The organism is Sodalis sp. RH14, from assembly GCF_047324285.1.
GTDB lineage: Bacteria > Pseudomonadota > Gammaproteobacteria > Enterobacterales > Enterobacteriaceae > Acerihabitans.
On the sequence record NZ_CP178739.1, the window covers coordinates 806,101 to 818,110 of the forward strand.

A 12,010-nucleotide genomic window follows, 5' to 3' on the forward strand; every position below is an offset into this window, starting at 1 on the left:
GCGCTCGACGGTCGGCGGCAGTTTCCGTATAGTGGCAGCAATTTGACAGCTTGTAAGAGTTTATATGAAAATTAGCCTGATTGCCGCGCTGGCCGTCGATCGCGTGATTGGCCTTGAGAACGCCATGCCCTGGCATCTGCCTGCCGATATGGCCTGGTTTAAGCGCAATACCCTGCATAAACCGGTGATCATGGGCAGGCGTACCTATGAATCCATCGGCCAGCCCCTGCCGGGGCGGTTGAATATCGTCCTTAGCCGCCATCCGGCGGCGGACGACCGCGTCACCTGGGTGACCACGCCGGAACAGGCCCTGGCCGCCGCCGGTGAGGCACAGGAAGTGATGGTGATTGGCGGCGGCAAGATCTATGCGCATTTCCTGCCGCAGGCCGCGCGTCTTTACCTGACGCATATTGATGCCGAGATTGACGGCGATACCTATTTCCCGGAGTACGAACCGGATCAGTGGCAGTCCACTTTCAGCGAATTCCACGATGCCGATGAGAAGAACAGCCACAGTTTCTGCTGGGAAATACTCGATCGCCGCTAAGCGCAGACGTCGGCGTTAACGCCGAATCAACGGCCATCCGGTCGTTGATTCCCTCCCCTTACATAAGCGACGTCGCCTCGACGCCGCTCTCATCCTGGCGATTGGAGGGCTGGATAAAGTAGCGTTTATCTTCCCAGCGCAGCATGGTCAGGTGGCCGCCCCAGCAGCAGCCGGTGTCCAGCGCATACACATTCGCCGGCGTGCCTTTACCCTCAAGCGACGCCCAGTGACCGAAGGCAATGCTGTAGTTCTCCGCCACCGGTCCCGGGATCATAAACCACGGCCGCAGCGGGGCAGGGGCGCTGCCGGGGGCATCCTTGGCAATCATGTCCAGCTGGCCGTTGGGGAAACAGTAGCGCATCCGGGTCAGGGCATTGGTGCTAAATCGCAGCCGCGCCAGGCCGCTTAGCTCGGGCGACCAATTGCTGGGCATATCCCCGTACATAGCGTCCAGAAACAGCGGGTAGCTGTCGCTGCTGAGTATCGCTTCCACTTCCCGGGCGCAGGTCTTGGCGGTGTCCAGATCCCACTGCGGCGTGATGCCGGCATGGGCCATCACCAGTTTTTTTTCTTCGTCCACCTGCAGCACCGGTTGCCGGCGCAGCCAGTTGATCAGCGTATCGGCGTCGGGGGCTTCCAGCAACGGGGTAATACGATCACGGGGTTTATTACGGCTGATGCCGGCGTAGACCGCCAGCAGGTGCAGATCATGATTGCCCAGCACCATCCGCACGCAGTCGCCGAGTTCGCGCACAAAACGCAACACTTCCAGCGAAGCGGGCCCGCGCGCCACCAGATCGCCGGTGAGCCAGAGGGTATCCGCCGCGGGATTGAAGGTCACTTGGGACAACAGTGACGTCAGCTCGTCGTAGCAGCCATGAATATCCCCGATTAAGTATGTCGACATAATTAGTGTATAAGTGTTGGGATTGCTAAGCGAAAGACGGGAATGGCAATACGAAAAGACTGCCCCTCATGATCCAGCATTTCATAGTGGCCTTCCATCGTGCCCAAAGGCGTTTCGAGAATGGCCCCGCTGGTATATTGAAACTCGCTGCCGGGCAGGATGATCGGCTGCTCGCCGACCACGCCCTCGCCCTGGACCTGTGTTTCCTTGCCGTTGGCGTTGGTTATCAGCCAATAACGCCCGACCAGCTGTACGTTATGCCGCCCGAGATTACGTACGGTAATAGTATAAGCAAAGACATAACGCTCCTGTTCGGGCATAGACTGTGTCTCGACATACATACTTTGAACCTGTACACAAACGCGTGGCGAATTAATCATGACAGCTGCTCCTGTTATTCCTGTTGCGAAGGGTGCTCCGCCAGCCAGTTCGCCAGTTGGCAGTACTGCGCCACGGTAATATTTTCAGCGCGCAGGATCGGGTCGATGCCCAACGCCTTTAATTGCTCCGCGGTAAAAAGGTTACCCAGGCTGTTACGCACGGTTTTGCGGCGCTGGTTAAACGCCTGGCTGGTAATGCGCGCCAGCACCTGCAGGTCGCTGACCGGGTAGGGCAGCTCGGCGTAAGGCACCAGCCGTACCACCGCGGAGTCCACTTTTGGCGCCGGCCGGAATGAGGTCGGCGGCACTTCCAGCACGGGAATGATCTGGCAATAATACTGCGCCATCACGCTCAGGCGGCCATAGGCTTTGCTGTCCGGGCCGGCGACCAGCCGGTTGACCACTTCTTTTTGCAACATAAAATGCATGTCGCGGATTGCCTGAGTATAGCCGAAAAGGTGAAACATCAACGGCGTGGAAATATTGTACGGGAGATTGCCGAATACCCGCAACGGCTGCCCCAGCTGTCGCGACAGTTCGGCAAAATCCACCGTCATGGCATCCTGCTGCACAATGGTCAGCTTGCTGTTCAGGAACGGATGCGTCGCCAGGCGGGCGGCCAGATCGCGATCCAGCTCGATGACCGTCATATGATCGATGCGTTCCGCCACCGGTTCGGTCAGCGCGCCGAGGCCGGGGCCGATTTCCACCATGGCCTGATCGGGCAGGGGATGGATGGCGGAGACGATGGAATCGATGATATTGCCGTCATGAAGAAAATTCTGACCAAAACGTTTGCGGGCCAGATGGCCCTGGTGAACAAGTTTACTCATTACGGTTATTTATCATTTTAATGGCGAGATTTAACGCCGTTTTGATGCTGCCGGCCTCCGCCAGACCAGTGCCGGCCAGTTCCAGCGCGGTGCCGTGATCGACGGAGGTACGTATAAAAGGTAAACCGAGGGTAATATTGACCGCGCGGCCAAAACCCTGGTATTTCAGTACCGGCAGGCCCTGGTCGTGGTACATCGCCAGCACCGCGTCGGCATGTTGCAGGTATTTGGGCTGAAACAGCGTGTCGGCCGGCAACGGCCCGACCAGGTCATAGCCTTCCCCGCGCAGGGCGTCCAGCGTGGGGATGATGATATCGATCTCTTCCCGGCCCATATGCCCGCCTTCGCCCGCATGGGGGTTCAGTCCGCAGACGTAGATACGTGGACGGGGAATGCCGAACTGCGCGCGTAAATCACCATCGAGAATGGCGATCACTTCCCGCAGGGTTTGCGCCGTGATGGCCGCCGGCACCGCCGATAACGGCAGGTGGGTGGTCGCCAGCGCCACGCGCAGCGATTCGGTGGCCAACATCATGACCACCCGTTCGCGCCGGCTGCGCCCGGCGAAAAATTCGGTATGGCCGGTAAAGGCCAGACCGCCGTCGTTAATAATGCCCTTGTGCACCGGGCCGGTAAGCAGGGCGGCAAACTCGCCGTCCAGGCATCCGTCGCAGGCGCGCGCCAGGGTGTCCACAACATAGCCGCTGTTGGCGACATCCAGCGCGCCGGGCGTAACCGGGGCGGGGGCGGTAATGGCCAGTACGCTGACGCTGCCGGCAGGCCTCGGCGCCGCCGGCTGCTGCGGCTGATAAGGGTAAAGCCGCAGCGGCAGCCCAAGGCGGCGCGCGCGGGCGAGCAGGACATCCGGATCGGCGCAGACCACCAGTTCCACCGGCCAGGCCTGCTGCGCCAGCATGGCGACCAGATCGGGACCAATCCCGGCGGGTTCGCCGGGAGTGATCGCCAGCCGCGCGTTATTGCGCATCGCCATCCATGATTTTGACGTAGGCGCCGGCACGCTGTTCCTGCATCCAGGTCTGCGATTCTTCGGCGAATTTGCGGTTGAACAGCAGGCGATAGGCCTGATCTTTTTTGGTGGCGTCGGTACGGTCAACCTGGCGCGTGTCGAGCAACTGGATCAGATGCCAGCCGAAAGAAGAATGCACCGGCTGGCTGATTTCGCCTTTCTTCAGGCGCATAAGCGCGTCCTGGAACGCGGGATCGTAAGCCTGCGGAGCGGCCCAGCCCAGATCGCCGCCCTGGTTGGCGGAGCCGGGGTCCTGTGACAGCAATTTGGCCTGGGCGGCGAAATCGGTCTTGCCGCTTTTAATCAGCGCCAGCACCTCGTTAAGCTTGGCTTCGGCCTGCTGGTCGGTCAAGACCACCGACGGGCGCAGCAGGATATGCCGGGCATGGACTTCCGTGACCGAGACCTTTTCATCGCCGCCGCGGATATCGTTGACCTTCAGGATGTGGAAGCCGACGCCGGAGCGGATCGGACCGATAACCGCCCCTTTGGGCGCCCCCTGCAGGCGTTCAGCGAACAGGCTCGGCAATTCTTCCAGCTTGCCCCAGCCCATTTGGCCGCCTTTCAAAGCCTGCGGATCCGCTGAGTAGCTGATGGCCAGCTTGCCGAAATCGGCGCCGCCCTTGATTTGCTGCACCAGCGAGCCGGCCATGGCTTCCGCTTTATCCACCTGCTCCTGCGTCGGATTTTCCGGCAGCGGGATCAGAATATGGCTTAAGTTGTATTGCGCGCCGTTGCCGGTTTGCGCCGCAATCTGCTGGGCCAGGGAATCCACTTCCTGCGGCAGGATGGTCACGCGGCGGCGTACTTCGCCGTTGCGCACTTCGGCAATCAGCATCTCCTTGCGGATTTGCTTACGATAGGTGTCGTAGCTGATGCCGTCATAGGCCAGGCGGCTGCGCAACTGATCCAGCGTCATTTTATTTTGCGCGGCAATGTTGGTAATGGATTGGGTCAGCTGTTCGTCCGTGACGGTAACGTTATTGCGCTGGGCGATGGACAGGATGATATTGTCCATGATCAAACGTTCGATAATCTGACGACGCAGCGTCGCGTCATCGGGCAACTGCTGTTTTGCATCCTGGGCATTGCGTTTCACTGATTGCAGCAGTCCGTCCACATCACTTTCGAGAACGACACTGTTATCGACCACGGCAGCAACTTTGTCCACCACTTGGGGCGCTGCGAACGCGGTTCCGGCGCACATCGCCATGCAGAGAATAAGCGTTCTCCAGTTTTTCATAACTTTTCCATTTATATCAGCCGCATTCGCGGATTCTAGATTAACGTTCGCTGGTCCGAAACGGCCTTAAAACGCCCGTTGGTACGGCAGTATGCCGGAACCCAGCAACTTGTCGGTACCGAGACCGTAATCGCTGCTCAGACCGCGCAGTTGTATATTAAACGTCACGGCATTGTCGTAATTACTGGTGTTACTGTTGTAGTTCCAACTGGTGATCTTGCGATCGTAGCCCACCGTCGCCGCCCAGCAACAGGTGTTGTACTGCACGCCAATCAGCTGTTCGGCGGGCTGGCTTGCCTTGGTATCATAATAATACGCGCCGACAAGCGACCACCGGTCGCGGATTGGCCAGCTGGCGATGGTGCCAATCTGCGCGATCCCCTGCTGATAGCCCGGATGCGAAATGTTGGGCAACATGGCCTGGATATATTCGGGACTGGCATAACGGTAGTTCAATTGAACCATCCGGTTATCGTCGCGACGGTATTCCAGGACCGCGTCGCCCAGCGCCACGCTGTTCAGCCGGGTATCATACTGTACGCCGCCGCGCGCGGCCCACTGGTTATTGATCTGCCAGAAGGTGTCGCCGGCCCAGACGACGCTGCCCGTTTCGGCATCCTGATCCAGGCTGCTGTTGGTCGAACCGGTGCGCGGACGGGTAAAGTAATAGATTTGACCCAGCGAAGCGTTAAAACGTTCAACCAGGGCGTCATCATAAAGCCGGGTGGTTACGCCGCCCGATACCTGGTTGGCGGAGGCGATGCGATCGAGGCCGCTGTAGCTGCGGTCGCGGAACAGGCCCGTATAGTCGGTCTGCAGCAGCGTGGAATCGTACACGTTGATATTGCTCTGGTCGCGGTAGGGCACATACAGGTATTGCACCCGCGGTTCCAGGGTCTGGGTATAATCCTGCGCCCAGTCCATATTCCGTTCAAAAATCATTTTGCCGTCGGTCTTGAACTGCGGCATCACCCGGTTGACCGTGCCGTCCAGCCGGCTGTCGGGATTATTGGTATTGTAAGTATCGAGATTGTCCTGCTGATAATGGGTGGCCATCAGCTTGGTTTCGGTGTTCAGGCTGCCCCAGCGGTTGGCCAGCGGCAGGCTGATGGTCGGTTCGACATGCAGCCGCGTGGCCTCGGGGTTATTGCTGCTGACGCTGGTAAACTTGGCGGCCTGGCTGACGATGCGGGTATCAAACGGGCCGACATCGTTCTTGTAATAGGTGACGTCAAGCTGCGGCGCCGCGCGGTAGGCGCTGCTGTCGCCGAAATTAGAGAATATCTGGAACTGCTTGCTGGCCAGGGTGACGTCCCAGTTCTCGTCGGAATAACCGACGCTGAATTTCTGCGTGGCGTAGCCGTCGGTAGTGGAACCGTACTGCGAGGTCAGATCGGTAAAATAATAGGGATCGCTGACCCGGGTATAATCGACGTTGAAACGCCAGACGTCATCCATCACGCCGTTGTGCCGCCAGTACAGCATCCAGCGGTCGGTATTGCTGTCGGAGGGATGATCGGTGGCGTATTCCGAATCGCTGGGCAACCAGTCGAACTGCACCAGGCCCATCCCCGGCGCGGTCAGGTAGCGGAATTCGTTTTGCAACTGGGTGCCGCGTTTACTCATATAATGCGGCGTAATGGTGGCGTCGTAGTTTGGCGCCAGGTTCAGGTAATAGGGGGCGGAAAATTCAAAACCGCTCTTGGTGCCGTATTTGGCATTGGGGATCAGGAAGCCGGAACGGCGCTTATCGCCCACCGGCAGCTGAAGGTAAGGGCTGTAGAACACCGGCACCTTGCCGATCCTGAAGCGGGCGTTATAGATTTCCGCCACCTGTTCTTCACGGTCGTGGATGACTTCCGAGCCTTGTACGCTCCAGCTGTCGTCCCCGGGCAGGCATGAGGTAAAGGTGCCGTTTTCCAAGACCGTGTAGCGGTTTTGGCCGCGCATTTTCATGGTATCGGCATCGCCGCGTCCCTGGCGTCCCACCATCTGGTAGTCGCCCTGGTAAACGTCGGTGTCCTTGGTATTCAGGTTTGACCAGGCCTTAGGTCCATTGAGTTTGATCTGGTTATCGCTGTAATGGACGTCGCCGGTGGCCGTGGCGGTACGCACCGGGTCTTGCTGGCCGGACTGTGTCTGCTGTAGCTCCACCTGTTTGGCATTGAGCGTGCTGTTGCCCTGTTCCACGTCCACGTTGCCGGTAAACAGCGCGTTATCCGGGTAATTGGCCGTCGTATGGTCCGCCTGGATATGCACCGGCAGTTGATTCGGGTCGCCCGTGACCAGCGGCTTGGTATAGGCAGGCACGCCCAGCATGCATTGATCGGCAAAATCCGCCAACGCATGATGGCTATAAAGCGCCGACCAGATCAGGCTGGCCAGCAATGTAGGGAAACGTTTCTTCATATGCTTTTCGGGTGTTCCGTCATCTTGGGCTTCATGCCGTCAAACGGTCAGAGACTATCTCACTCACCGGAGTTGCGCCAGTGTTAAATCCTGCCGTTTATCCGCGCACCGTTAGGCACAGCGATAAATGACAGGTATGATAAAGCAAATTTGCAGTGACGGCATGATGAATTGAGGAGTATATGCGGTATTGGGGTAAGGTGTTGGGCGTTATTCTGGGTTTTCTATCCGGAGCAGGGTTTTGGGGCGTGGTGTTAGGCTTCCTGATTGGCCATATGATTGATAAGGCGCGCGGTGCACGCGGCGGCGGCGGTTTTTTCGCCGATCAGCAGACCCGGCAGAATGTCTTTTTCCGCACCACCTTTCAGGTCATGGGGCATCTTACCAAATCAAAGGGGCGCGTTACCGAGGCGGATATCCAAAACGCCAGCCTGATGATGGATCGCCTGCGGCTTGACGGCGCCGCGCGCACCGCGGCGCAGCAGGCCTTCCGTGAAGGCAAGGAAAGCCAGTTTCCGCTGCGCGCGTCGCTGCGCGAGTTTCGCCAGGTCTGCTTCGGGCGTTTTGATCTCGTCAGGATGTTCCTGGAAATCCAAATCCAGGCCGCGTTCGCCGATGGATCGTTACATCCCAACGAGCGGCAGGTGCTGTATGTGATTGCCGAGGAACTGGGCATCTCGCGGGTGCAATTCGATCAGTTCCTCAGCATGATGGAGGGCGGCCAGCAGTTTGGCGGCGGCGATTACGCGCAGGGCGGCTACCGGCCCGGCGGCGAGCGCGGTCCCACGCTTGAGGACGCCTGCAAGGTGCTCGGCGTCAACAGTACCGACGACGCCATCGTCATCAAGCGCGCCTATCGCAAGCTGATGAGCGAACATCATCCGGATAAGCTGGTGGCGAAAGGGCTGCCGCCGGAAATGATGGAAATGGCCAAGCAGAAAACGCAGGCCATTCAGGCGGCCTACGATCTGATTAAGCGCGAGAAAGGGTTTCACTGATCGTCCGCCGCATGCATTACGGCGGGCCGCTCAGAAATCCGCTTCGCAGCGGAAATGAATGGGCGAGTGGAAGGCCGGGTGGGTAATGGCCAGCTCCTGGGCATGCAACAGCAGCCGGCCGGCCATGGCCTTGGCCTGCGGCGTGGCGTAAAAACCATCGCCCAGGATCGGATGACCGATAGCCTGCATATGCACCCGCAGCTGGTGCGAGCGCCCGGTGACCGGCATCAGCAGCACCCGCGCGGTGAGATCGGCGTCATAAGACAATACCCGGTATTGCGTTTGCGCCGCCTTGCCGGTGGCAAAGCACACCTTTTGCAGCGGCCGGTTGGGCCAGTCGCATATCAACGGTAAATCAATCAATCCCTCTTCCTGGGCGGGGTGTCCCCATACCCTGGCAATATAGGACTTGCGCGGCTCGCGTTCGCGGAACTGGCGTTTCAACTCCCGCTCCGCCGCCTTGGACAAGGCCACGACCATCACGCCGCTGGTGGCCATGTCCAGCCGGTGCACGGACTGCGCCAGCGGGAATTGCGCCAGGACCCGGGTCATCACGCTGTCGTTATGCTCAGGCAAGCGGCCGGGAACCGACAGCAGGCCGCTGGGTTTGTTGACCGCCATAATATGCGCGTCCTGGTACAGGATATGCAGCCAGGGTTCGGTGGGCGGATTATAGGGTTCCATGCTGCTCCGGTTTGCCCGGGGCGTCGCCCCGGGTAGGTCATGCTTACTGATGGGTCACCACGATCAGGCGAATGGCATCCAGCCGCCAGTTTGCCTGGTCCAACTGCTCGAGCACCTGCTGGCGGTTGGACGCCAGCGTCTCCAGCTCGTCCTCGCGAATCGCCGGATTGACGGCCTTTAACGCCTCCAGGCGATGCAGTTCGGCGCTCAGGCTTTCGTCCGCCTGCCGCCGGGCGTTGTCTATCAATACCTGGGCCTGTTTCGCCACCAGCGCTTCGCTGCTTTGCAACAGCTTATGCACCTCCGGCTGTACCGCGCTGACCAGTTTACCGGCGGTATGACGCTTCACCGCGTTGAGCTGGCGATTAAACTGCTCGAATTCAACCTGGCCGGCCAAATCATTGCCGTTCTGATCAAGCAGCAACCGGACCGGCGTGGCGGGCAGGAAGCGGCTCAACTGCAGTTTTTTCGGCGCGGGCGCCTCCACCACATACACCAGTTCCACCAGCAGGGTGCCCGCCGGCAGCGCTTTATTGCGCAGCAACGATACCGCGCTGGTGCCGCTGTCACCCGATAATACCAGATCCAAACCGTTGCGGATGATCGGATGCTCCCAACTGATAAACTGGGTATCTTCCCGGGACAGCGCCTGCTCGCGGTTAAAGGTAATGGTGCATCCTTCCTCGGGCAGGCCCGGGAAATCAGGCACCAGCATATGCTCCGAGGGTGTCAGCACGATCAGGCTGTCGCTGCGATCTTCCTGGTTGATGCCCACGATATCAAATAAGTTAAGCGCGAAATTCACCAACTGGGCGTCGCTGTCCTGGCCGGCGATGGCATCGGCCAGCGCCTGCGCCTGTTCACCGCCGTTGGAATGCTGCTCCAGAAGACGGTCGCGCCCCTGTTCCAGTTGCAGCTTCAACAGGTCGTGCTGGCGGCGGCAGGCGTGGATAAAGTCATCCAGGCCGTCGAGTTTGGCGGGTTCGCCCAGGTAGCCGATCAACTGCTGGTAGTATTGATCGTACAACGTCCGGCCGGTGGGACAGGTATGTTCAAACGCGTCCAGGCCTTCATGATACCAGCGGATCAGCACCGCTTGGGCCGTTTGCTCCAGATAAGGCACGAAGATCAGGATATCGTGGTTCTGGCCGATGCGATCCAGGCGGCCGATGCGCTGCTCCAGCAGATCCGGATTGAATGGCAGATCGAACATCACCATCCGGCTGGCGAACTGGAAGTTACGGCCCTCGGAGCCGATTTCCGAACAGAGCAGCACCTGGGCGCCGTCGTCTTGCGCGGCGAAATAGGCGGCGGCGCGGTCGCGGTCGAGCAGCGACAGACCTTCGTGGAACACCGCGGCGCGGATCCCTTCGCGCTCGCGCAATACCTGTTCAAGCTGCAGCGCGGTGGCGGCATGGGCGCAGATCACCAGCACTTTCTCCTGCCGGTTTTGCAGCAGGAAATCCATCAGCCATTCGACGCGGGGATCGAAGTTCCACCAGGTGGCGTTCTGGCCCTCGAACTGCTGATAAATCTGTTCGGGATAAAGCATGTTGCGCGCCCGATCGTCCAGCGTCAGTTTACCGCCCATGATGCCGGCCACTTTAATGGCGGTCTGGTATTGCGCGGGCAGCGGCAGCCTGATTTGATGCAGCAGCCGGCGCGGGAAGCCTTTCACCCCCTGGCGGGTATTGCGAAACAGCACCCGGCTGGTGCCGTGGCGATCCATCAACATGGCGATCAGTTCATGACGCGCCGCCTGGGCGCGCTCATCCTCGCCATTGGCGACGGAAAGCAGGGGTTCGATGCTTTGCTCGCCTATCATATCGGCCAGCAGGTTCTTGGCGTCCTTGTCCAGCGCCTTGCCGTTCAGCAGCAGGGTCACCGCGTCGGCTACCGGGCGGTAACGCTGTTGCTCCGCCACGAACTCCTGGTAGTCATGGAACCGATCGGGATCCAGCAGCCGCAGCCGGGCGAAATGGCTTTGCAGCCCCAGCTGCTCCGGGGTGGCGGTCAGCAATAAGATCCCGGGAATACTGCGCGCCAGCTGTTCGATGACCTGATATTCGCGGCTGGGGGCCTCCTCGCTCCAGGAAAGATGATGGGCTTCATCCACCACCATCAGGTCAAAATCGGCGTCGGCCAGCTTTTCCAGCCGCTCGTGGTTACGGCGGACAAAATCCAGCGAGCACAGCACCAGTTGTTCGGTTTCAAACGGATTATCGCTGTCCTGCATGGCCTCGGAGTAGCGCTCGTCATCGAACAGCGAGAACAGCAGGTTGAAACGGCGCAGCATTTCCACCAGCCATTGATGCATCAACGACTCGGGAACGATGATCAGCACCCGCTCGGCGCGGCCGGTGAGCAACTGCTGATGGATAATCATGCCGGCCTCGATGGTCTTGCCCAGGCCCACTTCGTCCGCCAGCAAAACCCGGGGAGCGTAGCGCTGTCCCACTTCGGAGGCGATATGCAACTGGTGGGGAATCAGGTTGGCGCGGATGCCGCGCAGTCCGTTCCAGGCCTGGCGGAACTGCTCACTGTGAAACTTGCGCGCCCGATAACGCAGGGCAAAACGGTCCATGCGATCGATCTGGCCGGCGAACAGTCGGTCCTGGGGTTTGCTGAAGGTCAGCTTGCTGTCGAGCAGGACTTCCCGCAGGGCCGTATCGGCCTGGCCGTTATCCAATCGGGTGCCGATGTAGGTCAGCAGGCCGTCTTCTTCACGCACGGATTCCACGCTGAGCTGCCAGCCCTCGTGGCTGGTGATGGTATCGCCGGGATTAAATATTACGCGGGTGATAGGCGCATCCGCGCGGGCATAAAGACGGTTTTCACCGATAGCGGAAAACAGCAGGGTGACCATGCGGGCATCCTGTGCCACCACGGTTCCCAGTCCTAATTCACTTTCCGTATCGCTGATCCAGCGTTGACCTAAGGTAAAAGGCATAAATTCTCGGCTCGGTGTTATGTTAGGCAAAA

The 12,010-nt window shown here is 59.5% G+C and carries 10 protein-coding genes; 2 read left to right on the forward strand and 8 right to left on the reverse strand.

What is annotated here, in order from left to right:
* Positions 1-64: 64 nt before the first annotated feature.
* Positions 65-547, forward strand: a complete 483-nt coding sequence (gene folA / locus ACL2XQ_RS03560; RefSeq protein WP_410016449.1) for a type 3 dihydrofolate reductase — start codon at positions 65-67, stop codon at positions 545-547.
* Between the two features lie 58 nt (positions 548-605).
* Here folA and apaH read toward each other — a convergent pair whose 3' ends face one another.
* The 6 genes from apaH to lptD all read right to left on the reverse strand — a co-directional run bounded on the left by apaH (position 606) and on the right by lptD (position 7,346).
* A complete protein-coding gene (apaH, locus tag ACL2XQ_RS03565; RefSeq protein ID WP_410016448.1) occupies positions 606-1,454 on the reverse strand; it encodes a bis(5'-nucleosyl)-tetraphosphatase (symmetrical) ApaH in 849 nt (282 codons plus the stop codon).
* Between the two features lie 2 nt (positions 1,455-1,456).
* Positions 1,457-1,834, reverse strand: coding sequence for a Co2+/Mg2+ efflux protein ApaG (apaG, locus tag ACL2XQ_RS03570; protein WP_410016447.1), 378 nt, complete (start codon positions 1,832-1,834; stop codon positions 1,457-1,459).
* A 14-nt stretch (positions 1,835-1,848) separates the two neighbouring features.
* Complete coding sequence (gene rsmA, locus ACL2XQ_RS03575) at positions 1,849-2,667, reverse strand: 16S rRNA (adenine(1518)-N(6)/adenine(1519)-N(6))-dimethyltransferase RsmA (protein ID WP_410016446.1); 819 nt, start codon at positions 2,665-2,667, stop codon at positions 1,849-1,851.
* Positions 2,660-3,652, reverse strand: coding sequence for a 4-hydroxythreonine-4-phosphate dehydrogenase PdxA (gene pdxA / locus ACL2XQ_RS03580; RefSeq protein WP_413740063.1), 993 nt, complete (start codon positions 3,650-3,652; stop codon positions 2,660-2,662). Before pdxA ends, rsmA begins: the two co-directional genes overlap by 8 nt.
* On the reverse strand, positions 3,642-4,937 hold the full coding sequence (surA, locus tag ACL2XQ_RS03585) for a peptidylprolyl isomerase SurA (RefSeq protein ID WP_410016444.1): 1,296 nt from the start codon (positions 4,935-4,937) through the stop codon (positions 3,642-3,644). Before surA ends, pdxA begins: the two co-directional genes overlap by 11 nt.
* A gap of 66 nt (positions 4,938-5,003) precedes the next feature.
* Positions 5,004-7,346, reverse strand: a complete 2,343-nt coding sequence (gene lptD / locus ACL2XQ_RS03590) for an LPS assembly protein LptD (protein WP_410016443.1) — start codon at positions 7,344-7,346, stop codon at positions 5,004-5,006.
* Between the two features lie 182 nt (positions 7,347-7,528).
* Between lptD and djlA the strand changes: the two genes are divergently transcribed.
* On the forward strand, positions 7,529-8,344 hold the full coding sequence (djlA, locus tag ACL2XQ_RS03595) for a co-chaperone DjlA (protein ID WP_410016442.1): 816 nt from the start codon (positions 7,529-7,531) through the stop codon (positions 8,342-8,344).
* Positions 8,345-8,374: 30 nt separating this feature from the next.
* Here djlA and rluA read toward each other — a convergent pair whose 3' ends face one another.
* Entirely contained in the window at positions 8,375-9,028 is a 654-nt protein-coding gene (rluA, locus tag ACL2XQ_RS03600) for a bifunctional tRNA pseudouridine(32) synthase/23S rRNA pseudouridine(746) synthase RluA (protein WP_410016441.1), read from the reverse strand.
* A gap of 43 nt (positions 9,029-9,071) precedes the next feature.
* Entirely contained in the window at positions 9,072-11,978 is a 2,907-nt protein-coding gene (rapA, locus tag ACL2XQ_RS03605) for an RNA polymerase-associated protein RapA (RefSeq protein ID WP_410016440.1), read from the reverse strand.
* Positions 11,979-12,010 lie beyond the last annotated feature (32 nt).

Excerpts from the sequence above, each read along its gene's own strand:
- folA (WP_410016449.1), top strand. The coding sequence starts at position 65 with ATGAAAATTAGCCTGATTGCCGCGCTGGCCGTCGATCGCGTGATTGGC.
- apaH (WP_410016448.1), bottom strand. The coding sequence starts at position 1,454 with ATGTCGACATACTTAATCGGGGATATTCATGGCTGCTACGACGAGCTG.
- apaG (WP_410016447.1), bottom strand. The coding sequence starts at position 1,834 with ATGATTAATTCGCCACGCGTTTGTGTACAGGTTCAAAGTATGTATGTC.
- rsmA (WP_410016446.1), bottom strand. The coding sequence starts at position 2,667 with ATGAGTAAACTTGTTCACCAGGGCCATCTGGCCCGCAAACGTTTTGGT.
- pdxA (WP_413740063.1), bottom strand. The coding sequence starts at position 3,652 with ATGCGCAATAACGCGCGGCTGGCGATCACTCCCGGCGAACCCGCCGGG.
- surA (WP_410016444.1), bottom strand. The coding sequence starts at position 4,937 with ATGAAAAACTGGAGAACGCTTATTCTCTGCATGGCGATGTGCGCCGGA.
- lptD (WP_410016443.1), bottom strand. The coding sequence starts at position 7,346 with ATGAAGAAACGTTTCCCTACATTGCTGGCCAGCCTGATCTGGTCGGCG.
- djlA (WP_410016442.1), top strand. The coding sequence starts at position 7,529 with ATGCGGTATTGGGGTAAGGTGTTGGGCGTTATTCTGGGTTTTCTATCC.
- rluA (WP_410016441.1), bottom strand. The coding sequence starts at position 9,028 with ATGGAACCCTATAATCCGCCCACCGAACCCTGGCTGCATATCCTGTAC.
- rapA (WP_410016440.1), bottom strand. The coding sequence starts at position 11,978 with ATGCCTTTTACCTTAGGTCAACGCTGGATCAGCGATACGGAAAGTGAA.